The following is a 16,933-nucleotide window of genomic DNA, read 5'->3' on the forward strand; positions in this document are numbered from 1 at the left end:
CCGTCCGCACCGCCCATCTCCAGGAGCGCCCTTGTCCCGCCACCAGCGCCGCCGGCAGTCCCTGCTCAGGCCGCGCCGACTGGCCGCGCCGCCGCTGCGGTTCTTCATGCCGCTGTCCCTGCTGGCGTGCCTGCTCGTGCTCCTCGTGCTGCGCGGCCTGGCCACCAACGAGGTGTTCCACGACACCCGGATCGCGCAGTCCGTCGACAAGACCACCGTGCCCGAGGACCTGCTCAAGGGCGGCCCGGTGATCGACGCGCGCGACAAGAAGGCGGAGCCGGTCAGCTACCGGATCCCGGACAGGACCGTGGTGCTGAGCTTCGACGACGGCCCCTCCCCGGAGTGGACCCCGAAGATCCTCAAGGTGCTGGAGGACCACCAGGTCCGGGCCGACTTCTTCGTCACCGGCTCGATGACCACCCGCAACCCCGACCTGATCCGGAAGATCGTCGCGGACGGCCACGAGATCGGCCTGCACACCTTCACCCACCCCGACCTGGCCTACCAGTCGCACGCCCGGATCAGCTGGGAGCTGGCCCAGACCCAGCTCGCGCTGGCCGGCGTCGCGGGCGTGCACAGCTCGCTGTTCCGGCCGCCGTACTCCTCCGACGCCTCCGCGATGGACGACTGGAACTACCCGGTCATCAAGTACGTGGGCGCGCACGGCTACCTGACCGCGTTCATCGACCGCGACACCGACGACTGGAAGCGCCCCGGCGTCGAGGAGATCGTCAAGGCGGCGATGCCCGCCAAGCCCGGCGCGGGCGAGCTGATCCTGCTGCACGACGCGGGCGGCGACCGCTCGGAGACCGTCGAGGCGCTCGAGCAGATCATCGTCAAGCTGCAGGGCGAGGGCTACCGGTTCACCACCATCTCCGACGCGCTCGGCGCGCCCAGCGCCATGGTGCCGGTGCACGGCTACCAGCTGTGGGCGGGCAAGGTGTTCATCTGGGCCAGCAAGGTCGCCGTGGTCACCCTGCCGGTGCTGGTCGCCCTGCTGGCGCTGGTCGGCTTCCTCAACTTCGGCCGGTTCGCGCTGATGGTCGTCCTGGCACCGGTGCACGCCCGCCGCTCCAGGAGGCAGGGCGCCTGGGGCGACCCGGTCACCGAGCCGGTCACCGTGCTGGTCCCGGCCTACAACGAGCGCGAGTGCATCGCCAACACCCTCAACTCGCTGGCCGCGAGCGACTACCCGATCGAAGTGATCGTCATCGACGACGGTTCCACGGACGGCACCGCGGACATCGTCGAGGAGATGGACCTGCCGTTCGTCCGGCTGATCCGCAAGGTCAACGGCGGCAAGCCGAGCGCGCTGAACGCCGGCGTCGCGGCCGCCGCCCACGACATCGTGGTGATGATGGACGGCGACACCGTCTTCGAGCCGTCCACCGTGCGCGAGCTGGTGCAGCCCTTCGCCGACCCGAAGATCGGCGCGGTCGCGGGCAACGCCAAGGTCGGCAACCGGGACAGCCTGATCGGCGCCTGGCAGCACATCGAGTACGTGCTGGGCCACAACCTGGACCGCCGGATGTACGACGTGCTCAACGTCATCCCGACCATCCCCGGCGCGGTCGGCGCCTTCCGCCGGGAGGCGCTGCGCGAGGTCGGCGGGATGAGCGACGACACCCTCGCCGAGGACACCGACATCACCATGGCGGTGCTCAGCGCGGGCTGGCGGATCGTCTACGCCGAGCGCGCCCGCGCCTGGACCGAGGCGCCCGCCAGCCTCCAGCAGCTGTGGTCGCAGCGCTACCGCTGGAGCTACGGCTCCATGCAGGCGATGTGGAAGCACCGCCGGGCGGTGACCGCCCGCGGCCCGGCCGGCCGGTTCGGCCGGATCGGCCTGCCGCTGGTGGTGATGTTCGGCGTGGTCGCCCCGCTGCTGGCCCCGCTGGTCGACCTGTTCCTGCTGTACGGGGTGCTGTTCGGCGACACCCCGATCACCCTGGCCAGCTGGGGCGGCTTCATCCTGCTCCAGTCGGTGCTGTCCTGGTACGCCTTCCGGCTCGACCGGGAGAAGCCCTGGCACCTGATCAGCCTGCCGCTGCAGCAGGTGGTCTACCGGCAGTTGATGTACATCGTCCTGTTGCAGTCCACGATCACCGCGTTCACCGGTGGCCGGCTGCGCTGGCAGAAGCTCCGGCGCACCGGCGAGGTCGCCGCCGCACCGGTGGAGGGCTGACATGACTTCACCCGCCGGGCGGCGCGGGGTCCACCAGGACACCGTCCCGCTGCGCATCCCCGCCGGCTTCGGACGCGACGAGGACACCCCCGGGCCCCCCGGGGGCGCCTTCGGGCGCCACGAGGACACCATGGCGCTGCGCATCCCCGAGCAGATGCGCCGCCAGCTGGAGGAGGCCGCCGAGCCCGCGCCGCCGGTCCGCAAGGGCGGCCGGGACCGCTACCTGGACCTGCTGCGCGCGCTGGCGCTGGTCCGGGTGGTGCTCTACCACAACTTCGGCTGGTTCTGGCTGCCGCTGCTGTTCCCGTCGATGGGCGTGATGTTCGCGCTGGCCGGCTCGCTGATGGCCCGTTCGCTGAAACGCCCCGCGCTCGGCGTGGTCCGCGGCCGGCTGCGCCGCCTGCTGCCGCCGATGTGGCTGTTCGGCGGCATCGTGGTGGCCCTCCAGGTGGTCGACGGCGGCGGCCCCGGCGCCGACGGCCACCCCGCCTGGTGGTGGGCCAAGCTGTCGTTCTGGCTGCTGCCGCTGAGCACGCCCCCGTACGCCGAGGACGGGCTGCACGGCCTGGGCGGCCACGTCGAGTCCGGCTGGGCCACCCAGCTGGTGGTGCCGCTGTGGTACCTGCGGGCCTACCTCTGGTACGTGCTGCTCTCGCCGCTGCTGCTGCGGATGCTGCGCCGCTTCCCGGTGGCCACGCTGTGCTTCCCGCTGGCGATGGTGATCGTGATGAACGGGGTCTTCGCCGACCAGGAGTTCGTCTACCACCGGGTCTGGGAGACCGCCAACGACTTCGCGACCTTCGGCTCCTGCTGGATCCTCGGCATGGCCCACCAGGAGGGGCTGCTGAAGAAGCTCCCGCAGTACGTCCTGCCGTCGATCGCGCCGCTGGTGATGGTGGCCGGGTTCTGGTACCTGCAGACCCGGCCGGTCGACCCGACCCAGCCCACCGACATCGAGGCGTGGCCGATCGCCCAGGCGGTGTGGTCGCTCGGGTTCGTCGCCCTGCTGCTGCACGTCAGCCCGTCCTGGGAGCGCTGGCCCGCCCCGCTGGAGCGCTGGAACGGCCTGGTCAGCCTGCTCAACTCGCGCGCCGTCAGCGTCTACCTGTGGCACGTGACCGCGCTGGTGGCCGCCGTCCCGGTGATCGACCGGCTGTGGGACGTCGACTTCTTCTACCAGCACCTGCGCTGGCTGCTCACCAGCCAGTGGTTCACCCTGCTGGTCGGCCTGCCGCTGCTGCTCCTGCTGGTGCTGGCCTTCGGCTGGGTCGAGGACGTGGCCGCCAAGCGCTCGCCGCGGCTGCTGCCCTACCCGCGCCGCCCGCGCGGCAAGCGCCGGGTCGCCGCCTGACCCGCCCGCCCCCGCCCGCAGGGCCCGGCCGCCCGGCCGGGCCCTGCGGCGTTCCCGGGGCTAGGCGAGTTCCAGGGCCAGGTAGAAGTCGACCCGGTCCTCCAGCCGGGACAGGTCGCGGCCGGTGAGCTCCTCGATCCGGCCGATCCGGTAGCGCAGCGTGTTGACGTGGACGTGCAGCTGGGCGGCGCAGCGGGTCCAGGAGCCGTCGGAGCGCAGGAAGGCCTCCAGGGTGCGGACCAGGTCGGCCTGGTGCTCCAGGTCGTAGGCGATGACCTTGTCCAGCAGGCGGCTGCGGAAGGCGCGGCGGACCTCGTCGGGGACGGCGGCCAGCAGCAGGACGTGCGAGGCGAGCTCCTCGGGGCCGGCGACGCAGATCCGGCCGACCCGGGCGGCGGCGATCCGGCGGGCGTGCCGGGCCTCTTCGAGGGCGCCGCGCAGGCCGCCGGACTCGGCGGCGGGGGCGCAGACGCCGACGGTGATCCGGCCCTCGGAGCCGAGGCCGGCCTCCAGCGGGGCGAGCAGGGCGCGGACCGCGTCGGCGGGGACCGCGGTGTCCAGGGCGGGCAGCACGACGACGGCGCCGGTGGGGCCGAGGGCGGCGACCAGGGCCCGGTCGGTGGCGGCGGCCAGCGCCTCCTCGAGGACCGGGCGCAGCGCGCCGTCGGGCAGGCCGGTGGCGTCGGCGGAGAGCACCAGCCACTGGGGCTGGTCGCCGGAGGTCTCGGTGGAGCCCTCGTAGCGGGCGGCCATGGTGGTGGACGCCTGGAGGGCGCGGCCGATCTCGGCGGGGTCGGCGTCGTGCTGGAGCAGGGCGAGGACCTCGTCGGCGATCCGGCGGCGCAGCCGGCGGCCCTCGTCGCGGCGGGTGCGTTCGGCGGCGACCAGGCGGGCCAGGTTCTCGGCGAGCTGCTGGCGCTTGGGGGTCCACTCGGTGACGTCGCCGGCGACGGCGAGGATCCAGTCGGCGAGCGGGGCCTCGTCGGCGGGGTCGGCGGCGGCGGGCAGCAGCGAGTAGGTGCCGGTGGCGAGGCGGACCCGGTGCGGGGGGCGGCGGCGCTGGCGCTGGGCGGCGAGGTGGGCGCGGACGAGCTGGTCGCGGTCGGCGGGCGGCAGGTGGTCGGCGGGTCCGGCGACGACGCGTCCGGTGGGGGTGAGGACCCAGCAGTCGAGGTCGAGGTCGCCGCCGAGCAGGTCGAGGACGGCGTCCAGGCCGCCGGCGCCGGCGGCGGAGACCAGCAGGCGGTGCCGGTCGACCAGGGCGGCGAGGTCGGCGGCCCGGTCGGCGGAGACCTGGCGGCCGACGTACTCGGTGACGGCGCCGAAGGCGACGTCGTCGGGGACGGCGAGCAGCGGCAGGCGGTGGCGGCGGCAGGCGGCGGCGAGGTCGTCGGGGACGGGGCCGACCTCGACCTCGCCGGCGCCGAGGGCGGCGGCGCCGGCCGCGACGATGGTGCGCACGAAGCGTTCGGAGTCGGCGGGGGCGGTGCGCCAGAGCATGCCGGTGAGGACGAGTTCGCCGCCGTGCAGGTAGCGCCCCGGGTCCTGGAGGTCGGTGGTCATCACTCCGGTGACCTGCCGGTCGAGCTCGTCCTCGCCGGCGAGCAGGCGCAGTCGGGGGGCGCCGGGGGCGAGCAGGTCGCGGACGCGCATGGGCGCCCTCCTTGGTCTGTGAGGGTGGGAACGGAGGGTTGGAACGGCCCAGTGTGCACGAGCTGAGCTGGAGGATCGTCCACCTTAGAGGAACGTACAGGACGGCGCGGTGGGCCACCGCCGGGCCTCATGCCATCGGTGACTGCCAGTGGCCCCGGTCACAGCGGTTCACTTGCCAACACGCCGCCGGGCTGCACCGCGGCGCCCGACCGGCCTTCCGGCCCCGGGTGCCGGCAAGGGCGCAGTGCCCGCGTCCGTCGGCGACGACTTGAGGAGTTACCCGCATGGAGTTCCTTCGGCCCGCTACCTGGGACGAGGCACTCGCGGCGAAGGCCGAGCACCCCACCGCGCTGCCCATCTCGGGCGGCACGGACGTCATGGTCGAGATGAACTTCGACGTGCACCGGCCATCCGCGATCCTCGACCTGAACCGCATCACCGAGCTCACCGAGTGGACGGACGACGGCGACGCCGTCCGGTTGGGCGCGGCGGTGCCGTACGCCCGGATCATCGACGAGCTGTCGGTGCCGCTGCCGGGCCTGGCGCTGGCCGCGCACACGGTGGGCTCGCCGCAGATCCGCAACCGCGGCAGTGTCGGCGGCAACCTGGGCGCGGCCTCGCCGGCCGGCGACTCGCACCCGGCGCTGCTGGCCGCGGGCCGGGACGTGCTGGTGGAGGCGCACTCGGTGCGCGGGGTGCGGCTGATCCCGATCGACGAGTTCTACCTCGGGGTGAAGCGCAACGGCCTGGAGCCGGACGAGCTGATCCGCGCGGTGCGGATCCCGGTCGCGGACGGCCCGCAGCAGTTCTCGAAGATCGGCACCCGCAACGCGATGGTGATCGCGGTCTGCGCGTTCGGCTTCGCGCTGCACCCGAAGGACGGCACGGTCGGCACCGGCATCGGGTCGGCCGCGCCGACGCCGCGCCGGGCCGTGGAGGCCGAGGAGTACCTGGGCGGGGTGCTGGCCGAGCGCGGCCTGTGGGAGAGCGGCGAGCTGCTGGGCCCGGAGGTGGTGCAGCGCTTCGGCGAGCTGGTGAAGGCCGCGGCCTCGCCGATCGACGACGTCCGGGGCACCGCCGACTACCGGCGGCACGCGCTGGCCGTGATGGCCCGGCGCACCCTGACGTGGTGTTGGAACGACTATCGCAAGCAGATCAGGAGCGCGGCATGAGGGTCACGTTCAGCGCGAACGGCAAGCCGGTGGAGGCCGACGACGTGTGGGAGGGCGAGTCCCTGCTGTACGTCCTGCGCGAGCGGGTCGGCCTGCCCGGGTCGAAGAACGCCTGCGAGCAGGGCGAGTGCGGCTCGTGCACGGTCTACCTGGACGGGGTGCCGGTGTGCTCCTGCCTGGTGGCGGCGGGCCAGGTGCAGGGCCGCGAGGTGCGCACCGTGGAGGGCCTGGCCGGCCAGGACGGCGAGCTGGGCCTGGTGCAGCAGGCGTTCGTGGACGCGGGCGCCGTGCAGTGCGGCTTCTGCACCCCGGGCCTGCTGGTGCAGACCGACGCCCTGCTGGCCGCGGACCCGCAGCCCTCGGACACGGACATCCGCGAGGCGCTGTCGGGCAACCTGTGCCGCTGCACCGGCTACGAGAAGATCATGGACGCGGTGCGGCTGGCCTCGGCCCGCAAGTGCTCGGTCGAAGGGGTGGCGAAGTGACCGCGCGGACGATCCAGGGCCAGAAGAACCTGCAGAAGATCAACCAGGCGTCCAAGGACGGCGTCGGCGGCTCCCCGCTGCGCCCGGACGGCACGCTGAAGGTGAAGGGCGAGTTCGCCTACTCCTCCGACATGTGGCACGAGGACATGCTGTGGGGCACCGCGCTGCGCTCCCCGCACCCGCGCGCCACCATCCTGTCGGTCGACGTCTCGGAGGCGCTGAAGGTGCCCGGGGTGTACGCGGTGCTCACCCACGAGGACATCCCGGGCGAGAAGTACTACGGCCTGGAGATCGCCGACCAGCCGGCCCTGGCGATCGACAAGGTCCGCTACCACGGCGAGGCGATCGCCCTGGTGGCCGCGGACCACCCGGAGACGGCCCGCCGCGCGGTGAAGAAGATCAAGGTCGAGTACGAGGTGCTCACCCCGATCACCACCGAGGAGCAGTGCCTCGACCCGGAGACCCACGGCTACGTGCACGAGCCGCACGAGTACCGGTCGCACGCGTACGGCAACGTCTGCCACGAGCAGAAGCTGGTCTCCGGCCTGGGCGTCACCGACGAGGTGCGGGCGCTGGCGGACGTGATCGTGTCCGGCGAGTACGAGGTCGGCATGCAGGACCAGGCGTTCCTGGGCCCGGAGTCCGGCCTGGCGGTGCCGGCCGAGGACGGCGGCGTCGACCTGTACATCGCCACCCAGTGGCTGCACGTGGACCGCCAGCAGATGGCGCCCGTGCTGGACCTGCCGCTGGAGAAGGTCCGGCTCACGCTGGCCGGGGTGGGCGGGGCGTTCGGCGGCCGCGAGGACCTGTCGATGCAGATCCACGCCTGCCTGCTGGCGCTGCACACCGGCAAGCCCGTCAAGATCGTCTACGCCCGGGACGAGTCGTTCTTCGGGCACGTGCACCGCCACCCGGCGAAGATGCGCTACGAGCACGGCGCCACCCGCGACGGCAAGCTGGTCTTCGCGGACTGCCGGATCGTGCTGGACGGCGGCGCCTACGCCTCCGCCTCCCCCGCGGTGGTCGGCAACGCCGCCTCGCTGGGCCACGGCCCGTACGTCATCCCGAACGTGCGGATGCACGCCATCGCGCTGTACTCCAACAACCCGTCCTGCGGGGCGATGCGCGGCTTCGGCGCGGTGCAGGCCGCGTTCGGCTACGAGTCGCAGCTGGACAAGCTGGCCGAGGCGCTCGGCATGGACCCGGTGGAGCTGCGGCAGCTGAACGCCGTCACCCAGGGCGACCGGATGCCGACCGGGCAGGAGATCGACGCGCCCGCGCCGGTCGCCGAACTGCTCCAGCGGGTCAAGGACATGCCGCTGCCGCCGCCGCTCGACCTGGAGCACCTGGACGTGCGCACCCTGCCGGGCGCGCTGTCCAACACCTCGCACGGCGAGGGCATCGTGCGCGGCGTCGGCTACTCGGTGGGCATCAAGAACGTCGGCTTCTCCGAGGGCTTCGACGACTACTCGACCGCCCGGGTGCGGCTGGAGGTGATCGGCGGCGAGCCGGTCGCCATGGTGCACACCGCGATGGCCGAGGTCGGCCAGGGCGGCGTCACCGTGCACGCCCAGATCGCCCGCACCGAGCTGGGCGTCGAGCAGGTCACCATCCACCCGGCCAACACCGAGGTCGGCTCGGCGGGTTCGACCTCCGCGTCCCGGCAGACGTACATGACCGGCGGCGCGGTGAAGCTGGCCGCCGAGGCGGTCCGGCACGAGCTGCTGGAGCGCGGGCGGCACCGCTACGGCTGGACGCAGGACGACCTGTCGCTGGTCGGCGGCAAGGTGGTCTCGGCCTCGGCGGGCGTGCTGATCCCGATCGTGGACCTGCTCGGGGACGACGCCATCGAGCAGACCCGCGAGCACCACCACCGCCCCACCGTCCCGTTCGACAAGGAGACCGGGCAGGGCTTCGGCCACGTCCAGTACACCTTCTGCGCCAACCGCGCGGTGGTGGACGTGGACGTGGAGCTGGGCCTGGTCAAGGTGGTCGAGCTGACGGCCGTGCAGGACGTCGGCAAGGCGCTCAACCCGCTCTCGGTGGTCGGCCAGATCCAGGGCGGCTGCACCCAGGCGCTGGGGCTCGCGGTGATGGAGGAGATCGTGGTCAAGGACGGCAAGGTGCGCAACGCCTCCTTCACCGACTACCTGATCCCCACCATCCTGGACACCCCGCCGATCCCGGTGCAGATCCTCGAACTCCCCGACCCGAACGCCCCGTACGGGCTGCGCGGCGTCGGCGAGGCCCCCACCGTCTCCGCCACCCCGTCGATCGTCGCGGCCATCCGCCAGGCCACCGGCAAGGCGCTCAACCGCATCCCGGTGCGGCCGGAGCACCTGACCGACACGCTCTGACGGTCCGCCAAGAACGTCCCCGGGGGCGGTATCAGTCTTCCCTGCCGACCCCCGGGGCGCTGCCGGAGTCTCGCCGGGCCCCGCAGCACCCCCACCCGTGAGTCGAACCAGTCCCCCTGCGTACCCCACCTGACGGGCATTCAGGTCGGCTCGCCCACCCCAACCCCCTATGAACCTTGGGAGTGGACATGTCCCGGACCTCCACGGAGCCCGGCCCCACCGACGAAGCGGCCCCCACCGCGCCCGAAACACCTCCCAGAGGCGCCCTCGACGCCTACTTCAAGATCTCTGCGCGCGGCTCCACCCTGGGCAACGAGATCCGCGGCGGTCTCACCACCTTCATGGCGATGGCCTACATCGTCCTGCTCAACCCGATCATCCTGAGCGGCGCGGACGTCACCGGCGCCAAGCTGAGCCACGCCCAGCTGACCACCGCCACCGCGCTGGCCGCCGCCGTCACCACGATCCTGATGGGCGTGGTCGGCAACGTGCCGCTGGCGGTCGCGGCCGGCCTGTCCGTCTCCGGCGCGATATCCGCGCTGGTGGTGCCGCACACCACCTGGGCGCAGGCGATGGGCCTGTGCGTGATCTACGGCCTGCTGATCGTGCTGCTGGTGGTCTCCGGCCTGCGCGAGAAGATCATGAACGGCATCCCGCTGCCGCTCAAGCACGCCATCACCATCGGCATCGGCCTGTTCGTCTCGATCATCGGCCTCTACAAGGCCGGGTTCGTGCACACCGGCGGCCCCACCCCGCTCTCGCTCGGCCCGTTCGGCGAGCTCCAGGGCTGGCCGGTGCTGATCTTCTCCCTCACCCTGCTGACCATCTTCGTGCTGCTGGCCCGGAACGTGCGGGGCGCGATCCTGATCGGCATCGCGGCGGGCACCGTGGTCGCGCTGGTGGTGAACGAGGCCGCCGGGTTGACGGCAAAGGATTGGGGCGGCTCGGCGCCGACCTGGCCCGGCTCGCCGGTCTCCGCGCCCGACTTCGGGCTGTTCGGGCACGTCGACCTGTTCGGCGCGTTCGGCTCGCACGGGCTGGGCGCGATCAGCGCCTCGGTCGCCGTGTTCACCCTGGTGCTGGCCGGGTTCTTCGACGCGATGGCCACCATCATCGGCGTCGGCACCGAGGCCGGGCTCGCCGACTCCAAGGGCCGGATGCCCGGCCTGTCGAAGGCGCTGTTCATCGACGGCGCGGGCGGCGCGATCGGCGGCCTGTCCGGGGCGTCCGGGCAGACCGTGTTCGTCGAGTCGGCGACCGGCGTCGGCGACGGCGCCCGCACCGGCCTGGCCTCCACCGTCACCGGCGGGGTGTTCGCGCTGATGCTGTTCTTCTCGCCGGTGGCCGCCGTGGTGCCGGTGCAGGTCGCCTCCGCCGCGCTGGTGGTGATCGGCTCGATGATGATGAGCCAGGCCCGGCACATCGACTGGTCGGACCGCGAGGTCGCCATCCCGGCGTTCCTCACCTGCGTGCTGATGCCGTTCACGTACAGCATCACCGCGGGCGTCGCGGCCGGCGTCATCTCGTACACCGTGATCAAGGCGGGCACCGGCAAGTGGCGCGAGCCCGGCCCGCTGATGTGGATCCTGACCGGCGTGTTCGTCGTGTACTTCGCGCTCGTCCCGATCAAGTCCTGGCTGGGCGTCCACTGACGCCCCCGCCGCCCCGCCGGACCCTCCGGCGGGGCGGCGCCGTCCCGCTGCGAGGAGCAAACCCGTGCACGACATCGCCGCCCAGCTGCACACCTGGCACGCCGCCGGACGCCCCTTCGCGGTGGCCACCGTGGTCGGCGTCTCCGGCTCCGCCCCGCGCGACCCGGGCGCCGCGCTGGCCGTCGACGCGGACGGCGAGGCGGTCGGCTCGGTCTCCGGCGGCTGCGTCGAGGGCGCCGTGTACGAGCTGTGCCGCACCGCGCTGGAGACCGGCACGCCCGTGCTGGAACGCTTCGGCTACAGCGACGAGGACGCCTTCGCCGTCGGCCTGACCTGCGGCGGCCTGCTCGACGTCTTCGTCCAGCCGGTCGTCCCCGGCGCGGACCCCGGCCTGGACGCCGCCGTCGCCTACACCGCCTCCGGCACGCCCGTCGCGGTGGCCCGGATCGTCGACGGCCCGCCCGCGCTGCTCGGCGGCACCCTCGCCGTCACCGCCGACGCCCACCACGGCACCTTCGCCTCCTTCCGGCTGGAGCGCGCCGCCGTCGCCGAGGCCCGCGCGATGCTCTCCGCCGGGCGCACCGGCCGGCTGGTCCTCGGCCTGGACGGGCGGCCCTGCGACCCGTCCGCCGAGCACACCGTCACCGTCTTCGTCGAGGCGTACGTGCCGCCGCCGCGGATGCTGGTCTTCGGCGCGATCGACTTCGCCTCGGCCGTGGTGCGGATCGGCAAGTTCCTCGGCTACCACGTCACCGTCTGCGACGCCCGGCCGGTGTTCGCCACCGCACGCCGCTTCCCCGAGGCCGACGAGCTCGTCGTCGACTGGCCGCACCGCTACCTCGACACCCAGCTGGAGCGGCTCGACGGCCGCAGCGTGCTGTGCGTCCTGACCCACGACGCCAAGTTCGACGTCCCGCTGCTGGAACGCGCCCTGCGCCTGCCGGTCGGCTACGTCGGCGCGATGGGCTCCCGCCGCACCCACCGCGACCGCACCGCCCGGCTGCGCGAAGTCGGCCTCACCGAAACCGAGTTGGCCCGCCTGCACTCCCCCATCGGCCTCGACCTCGGCGCCCGCACCCCCGAGGAGACCGCCGTCTCCATCGCCGCCCAACTCGTCGCCGAGACCCGCGGCGGCTCCTGCCTCCCGCTCTCCGCCACCGGCGGCCCGATCCACCACGACCTCACCGCCGACCCCGCCCCGGCCGACCGCGGCTCCCCACACGCGGCCTGAGCTAGCGGCTGTCGCCGCCCCAGTCCCACCGCCGCGGATCCGCCGCCCGCGGCGCGTAGCGGGAGGTGCCGGCCCCGCCGTAACGCCCCAGGTGGGTGGGCAGGTCGGCGCCGTCCGCGAGGGTGTCGGCCGCCCAGCCCGTGACGTCCAGCAGCAGCCCGTCCAACGGCCCCCCGACCAGCTCCCGGTACACCCGGCCCGCCCGGGGCCCCGGATCGTCGTGGTCCGCCCCGTAGACCCGGCCCCGCAGCAACTGCTCGCTGTCACGCTCGTCCATGGGGCCAGGCTGACACCCGGGACCGACAACCCGGGCCCGGCGGGCGCCCCCCGGGGTCAGCACTCCGTCTTCTTCGCGGGGCTGAAGAGGATCGGCACGTCCTCCGTCACCCGCTGCCCGTTCCGCGTGACGACGGCCCGGTAGGTGCCGCCCCGGTCCTCGGGGAGGTCGACGGTGTAGAAGCGCCGCTCCACGCCCCCGACCGTGTACCGGGCGACCTCCGCCAGCGGGTGGTCCCGGCCCGCGCAGCTGACCGAGACCGCCTCCTCGGAGCTGGCCATCAGCAGGGCCGTCATGGTGTCGTCGGCGTTCAGCGTGGACCAGAAGACGTGCCGCAGGCCCGGACCGGTCACGGCCAGCTTCTCCGGCCCCTCGCACGTGGACGCCGGGGTGAGGCGGGTGACCGCCTCCACCAGGCAGACGTCCCCGGACGCCGTCTGCCAGAACAGTTGCGGCACCTGACCGCCGTGTTCACCGATCGAGGCGATGGAACCCTCCACCGGTGACCAGCCCTCGGCCGCCGCCCTCTCCAGCGCCTGGCTGCGCGCCTCGGCCGGGAACCCCGCCACGGGGGCCGCCGACCCGGTGGGCGCCCCGGTGGGGCTCGCCGACCCGGCGGGCGCCCCGGTGGGGGCCATGGCCGTCGCGTGGTCGTCCGGGGCCCCGGAGCCCTGGGTGCAGGCCGCGAGGCCCAGCAGGAGGACGGCCACGGCGGTGGGAGCCGTTCTGCGGCCGATCGGGTTGCGCGCCATCTCTGTTCTCCCCCTTCGACACCCCCGACCCGTACGCCGGGAGGAGGCCCGAGTATGGCACCGCCTCCGGCCCCGACGCCCCGTGGTTTCCCTCCCGTTACCGTGCCTCCCGCTACAGCCCCTCCCCCAGTGCCCCGCCCTCCTTCGCGCCCGGGAGGACCCAGGCGACCGCCGAGGCCGTGTGGGTCAGGAACGGGGTGAGGGCGTCGCGTTCGGCGAGGCGGGTCTGGACGCGGGTGAAGAGGGCGGGGTCGGGCATGAAGGCGCAGAAGAGGAGGCCGCGGTCGGTGGGGGTGTCGTCGTAGGACCAGCCGCGGCGGAGCATCCGGGCGCCGCCGTCGAGGCGGGGGCTGCTGAGGCGGACGTGGGCGGTGGCGGGGATGACGTAGGAGCCGTCGGGGTGCTTGGCGTAGATGTCGGGGTCGTCGTGTTCGGCGGTGCCGGTGAGCGGGGCGCCGGTGTCGGCGCGGCGGCCCATCGCGAGGTCGCGGCCGTCGGCGGGGAGGGCGGCGAAGGCCGCGGTGTCCATCCGGATCCGGCGGTAGACCAGGACGGTGCCGTCCTGCTGCCAGAGGGCGGGGTCGGCGGGGTCGGGGTTGGCGGTGCCGTCCTTGAAGCCGAAGAGGTTGCGCGGGGTCTGCCCGTCGGGGGCGGGGGGCAGGAAACCGGCCTGGTGCCAGCGGAGGGCGGCGCCCGCGGCGGTGGCGGCCGCGAGCAGGTGCTCGGTGAGGATGCCGGTGGTCCAGGGCTGTTCGGCGCTGACCTGGAGCAGCAGGTCGCCGCCGCTGCGGGCCGGGTCGAGGCGGTCGCCGGGGAAGGCCGGGAGTTCGGCGAGGGCGGCCGGGGCGGGCAGGTGGAGGCGGGTGGCGAGGGCCGGGCCGATCGCGGCGAGCGAGGTGACGGGCGGGGTGCCGGTCAGCCGCGGGTCGGCGAGGCCGCCGTCCGCGGCCCGGGCGAGGACCTCGCTCGCGGCGGCGAGCAGGGCGCGCAGCGCGGCCCGGTCGGTGGCGGCGGGCAGGTCGAGGGCGAGCAGCCGGGTGGCGGGGAGCTGGCGGTGCAGGACGCCGGACTGCCGGGCGCCGTGGAACGGGACGGGCCCGGGGGGCGGCGGGGCGGCGGCGGGGCCGGGCCGGTCCTCGCGGGCGAGGACGGTCGCGGCGCCGGCTCCGGCGGCGAGCGCGGCCCCGGCGGCGAGCAGGGCCCGGCGGTCGATCCGGGGGCGGGCGGGGGCGGCGGTGTCCTGCGGGTTCGCCCGTTCGGTGTGCATGGCGGCCATTGCAGACGATAGAACACGTTTCATGCAACTCCTCCTCTCTTCTTCACGGTTGATGCACCGTCAGCGCCGGACGGCCCGGCTGCTGCTCGGTGCGGCGCTGCTGCTGCTCCCGGCCGCGGCCGGCTGCTCCTCGGGCGGGGGCGGCGGCACGTCCGCCGACCGCCATCCGCCGGGGACGGTGCTGCGGGTGCCGGAGGACTTCCCGACGGTGCAGCGGGCGGTGGACGCCGCGAACCCGGGCGACCTGGTGCTGGTCGGCCCGGGCACGTACCGGGAGAGCGTGCGGATCACCAGGCCCCGGGTGGTGCTGCGCGGGACGGACCGGAACGCGGTGGTGTTCGACGGCGGGCTGAAGCTGGTCAACGGGATCACCGCGACCGGCGCGGGCAGCGTGGTGGAGAACCTGACCGTGCACGGCTACCTGGCCAACGGCGTGCTGTTCACCGGCGTCACCGACGAGAAGCTCCAGCGGCACGGCGCGGGCGGCTCCGCGTACGACCCGCTGGACACCACCCGCTTCCCCGCCGTGCAGGGCTTCCGGGCGACCCGGGTGACGGCGTACGGGAACGCGCTGTACGGCATCTACGCGTTCGACGCGCGGGGCGGGGTCATCGAGGAGTCGTACGCGTCCGGGCAGGCCGATTCGGGGATCTACGTCGGGCAGTGCAAGCCGTGCGACACCCTGGTGCGGGGCAACACGGTGGAGCGCAACGCGGTCGGGATCGAGATCACCAACGCGTCGGAGAACCTGACCGTGGTGGGCAACCGGGTGGTGGGCAACCGAGTCGGGGTGACGGTCAACTCCAACGACCTGGAGTCGCTGGCGCCGCAGCACGCCGCGGTGATCGCGGGCAACGTGGTGGCGGACAACAACGCGGCGGACTCCCCGGAGCAGGCCGACGGCGGCTTCGGGATCGGCATCGGGATCGGCGGCGGCACCGGCAACCGGGTGGAGCGCAACCTGGTGCGCGGCAACCGGGCGGCGGGCGTGGTGGTGACCGACCCGCCGGGGCACCCGGCGTCCGGCAACCGGGTCACCGGGAACAAGGTCACCGGCAACGGGGTGGACCTGGTCAGCTCGGCCGCCGACCCGGGCAACTGCTTCACCGGCAACGGGCCTTCGACGCAGAGCCCGGACGGGCTGGAGCAGTTGGCGGCCTGCGACGCGACCGGCGCGGGCCGCGTCCCGGCCGGGCGCGCGGCGGGCGTGCAGGCCCCGCCGGGGACGGCGTTCAACGCCGTCCCGGTGCCGCCCGCGCAGCCCTCGCTGGCCGACCCGCACGCCCCGGCGGTGCCCGCCGTCGACCTGCCCGGCAAGGTCGACCCGGACGCCTACCCGCTGCCGTCGGACTCCTGACGCCACGTCGGCCGGCGGCGGCACCGGCTCGGCCCGCCGTCGGCGCCCTGGCCCCGGCTCGGCCCGTCGTCGTCCTGACACCGGATCAGCCCGCCGTCGCCCAGGGCGCCTCGGGGAGCTTCGCCCCGTCCTGCCGGCCCTCGAAGTCGAGGGTGGCGGGGGTGCCGATGCCCGCCATCCGCATGGTGACCCGGCGCAGGCCGCCCTCGGCGTCGATCCAGTAGGTGAGCGGCGAGGTGCCGTCGCCGGTGGCCGCCGCGGTGGTGGCGGCGTCGCGCGGGCGGGGGCCGGAGATCCGGTCGTGCTCGCGGCCGTCGATCCGGTCCCGGCCGAGCCAGCGGGGGCCGGCCTGGGCGAGCAGCAGCGGGTTGTCGGGGCGGTCGGCGCCGAGTTGGACCGCCAGGTCCAGCCCGGCGTCGAGCGGGTCGCTGCCGTAGGTGCGGGAGGCCCAGCCGGTGCGCGGGACGTGCTCGGCCTGCTCCCAGGGCTGCCCGGCCGCCCCGGCGGGGGCCTTGGCCAGGCCGAGGCCCCCGGTGTCCCAGACCACCAGTCCCTCGTCCAGCACCCCCTGGGGTCCGCGCACCCGGTAGCTGCCGGCGGCGTGCCTGGTCCGGTAGTCGATGACGCCGTGCACCTCGACCACCGTCCCGCCGCCCTCGTCGGCGGTGAGCGCGACCTCGACCGGGCTCGCCCCGTACAGGGTGAACCGGGAGAGCGCGAGCCGGGACGCCTCCTCGGTGCTGAGCGGGCGGCTGCCGCCGCCCCGGCCGGACACCTGCCAGGCCGTCACCCCGCCGGCGGCGACCAGGACGGCGGCCACCACGGCCGCGACGGCGTACCGGCGGCGGTTCTTCTTCTGCGTTGCCACGGCTTCCTCTGCTGGGGGTTCACGGACGTCCGGCGCCCGGTGCGGGGTTCGCGGACGTCCCGCGCTCGGTGCGCGTTCGGCGTTCTCACGGGCGGGGGCCCCGGGTTGGCGCCCGGGGCCCCCAGTGTGACGTCGGATCAGCTGCTGCGGCGCCTCCTCGCCACGATCACCAGGCCGGTGCCGAGCACCAGCAGCAGCGCGCCGCCGGCCAGGGCGAACGGGACGGCCCCGTCCAGGCCGGTGCTGGCGAGGCTGCCGGAGGGCGCCGGGCGGGCCTGCGGCGGTGCGGGTGCGACCGGGGTCGGCGTGGGGGTCGGGGT

The 16,933-nt window shown here is 74.3% G+C and carries 14 protein-coding genes; 8 read left to right on the plus strand and 6 right to left on the minus strand.

Going from position 1 to position 16,933, the window contains the following annotated elements; translation table 11 throughout:
• Positions 1-94: 94 nt before the first annotated feature.
• A complete protein-coding gene (locus IH44_RS0116785; protein ID WP_051816989.1) occupies positions 95-2,182 on the plus strand; it encodes a bifunctional polysaccharide deacetylase/glycosyltransferase family 2 protein in 2,088 nt (695 codons plus the stop codon).
• A 1-nt stretch (position 2,183) separates the two neighbouring features.
• Positions 2,184-3,533, plus strand: coding sequence for an acyltransferase (locus IH44_RS0116790; protein ID WP_232794967.1), 1,350 nt, complete (start codon positions 2,184-2,186; stop codon positions 3,531-3,533).
• 60 nt (positions 3,534-3,593) lie between these two features.
• Here IH44_RS0116790 and IH44_RS0116795 read toward each other — a convergent pair whose 3' ends face one another.
• Positions 3,594-5,186, minus strand: coding sequence for a PucR family transcriptional regulator ligand-binding domain-containing protein (locus tag IH44_RS0116795; protein ID WP_030460382.1), 1,593 nt, complete (start codon positions 5,184-5,186; stop codon positions 3,594-3,596).
• A gap of 284 nt (positions 5,187-5,470) precedes the next feature.
• Between IH44_RS0116795 and IH44_RS0116800 the strand changes: the two genes are divergently transcribed.
• The 5 genes from IH44_RS0116800 to IH44_RS0116820 all read left to right on the plus strand — a co-directional run bounded on the left by IH44_RS0116800 (position 5,471) and on the right by IH44_RS0116820 (position 12,083).
• The gene (locus IH44_RS0116800) at positions 5,471-6,358 is read left to right on the plus strand and encodes a xanthine dehydrogenase family protein subunit M (RefSeq protein WP_030460383.1); all 888 of its coding nucleotides are present in this window, start codon (positions 5,471-5,473) and stop codon (positions 6,356-6,358) included.
• Complete coding sequence (locus IH44_RS0116805; protein ID WP_030460384.1) at positions 6,355-6,843, plus strand: (2Fe-2S)-binding protein; 489 nt, start codon at positions 6,355-6,357, stop codon at positions 6,841-6,843. The genes IH44_RS0116800 and IH44_RS0116805 overlap by 4 nt, the downstream gene beginning before the upstream one ends.
• Positions 6,840-9,200 carry a xanthine dehydrogenase subunit D gene (gene pucD, locus IH44_RS0116810; RefSeq protein WP_198545001.1) on the plus strand — a complete coding sequence of 787 codons (2,361 nt, stop codon included), beginning with the start codon at positions 6,840-6,842 and terminating at the stop codon, positions 9,198-9,200. The genes IH44_RS0116805 and pucD overlap by 4 nt, the downstream gene beginning before the upstream one ends.
• Before the next feature lie 188 nt (positions 9,201-9,388).
• Positions 9,389-10,852, plus strand: a complete 1,464-nt coding sequence (locus IH44_RS0116815; RefSeq protein ID WP_030460386.1) for an NCS2 family permease — start codon at positions 9,389-9,391, stop codon at positions 10,850-10,852.
• A 64-nt stretch (positions 10,853-10,916) separates the two neighbouring features.
• The gene (locus IH44_RS0116820; protein ID WP_030460387.1) at positions 10,917-12,083 is read left to right on the plus strand and encodes an XdhC family protein; all 1,167 of its coding nucleotides are present in this window, start codon (positions 10,917-10,919) and stop codon (positions 12,081-12,083) included.
• 1 nt (position 12,084) lies between these two features.
• On the opposite strand, the gene IH44_RS0116825 is transcribed toward IH44_RS0116820, so the two are convergent.
• The 3 genes from IH44_RS0116825 to IH44_RS0116835 form a co-directional block, all read right to left on the minus strand.
• Complete coding sequence (locus IH44_RS0116825) at positions 12,085-12,360, minus strand: hypothetical protein (RefSeq protein ID WP_030460388.1); 276 nt, start codon at positions 12,358-12,360, stop codon at positions 12,085-12,087.
• Positions 12,361-12,416: 56 nt separating this feature from the next.
• Positions 12,417-13,112, minus strand: coding sequence for a hypothetical protein (locus IH44_RS0116830; protein ID WP_030460389.1), 696 nt, complete (start codon positions 13,110-13,112; stop codon positions 12,417-12,419).
• A 112-nt stretch (positions 13,113-13,224) separates the two neighbouring features.
• A complete protein-coding gene (locus tag IH44_RS0116835) occupies positions 13,225-14,412 on the minus strand; it encodes a Dyp-type peroxidase (protein WP_255358071.1) in 1,188 nt (395 codons plus the stop codon).
• Here IH44_RS0116835 and IH44_RS0116840 point away from each other — a divergent pair.
• Positions 14,411-15,745 carry a nitrous oxide reductase family maturation protein NosD gene (locus IH44_RS0116840; RefSeq protein WP_232794968.1) on the plus strand — a complete coding sequence of 445 codons (1,335 nt, stop codon included), beginning with the start codon at positions 14,411-14,413 and terminating at the stop codon, positions 15,743-15,745. The two genes, IH44_RS0116835 and IH44_RS0116840, sit on opposite strands and share 2 nt — an antisense overlap.
• Before the next feature lie 85 nt (positions 15,746-15,830).
• Here IH44_RS0116840 and IH44_RS0116845 read toward each other — a convergent pair whose 3' ends face one another.
• The gene (locus IH44_RS0116845) at positions 15,831-16,613 is read right to left on the minus strand and encodes an LppX_LprAFG lipoprotein (RefSeq protein WP_051816985.1); all 783 of its coding nucleotides are present in this window, start codon (positions 16,611-16,613) and stop codon (positions 15,831-15,833) included.
• Positions 16,614-16,750: 137 nt separating this feature from the next.
• Positions 16,751-16,933: LPXTG cell wall anchor domain-containing protein (locus IH44_RS0116850; protein ID WP_030460393.1), on the minus strand; the 183-nt coding region annotated here is incomplete at its 5' end.

It is taken from the genome of Kitasatospora sp. NRRL B-11411 (assembly GCF_000721345.1).
Taxonomy (GTDB): domain Bacteria; phylum Actinomycetota; class Actinomycetes; order Streptomycetales; family Streptomycetaceae; genus Kitasatospora; species Kitasatospora cineracea.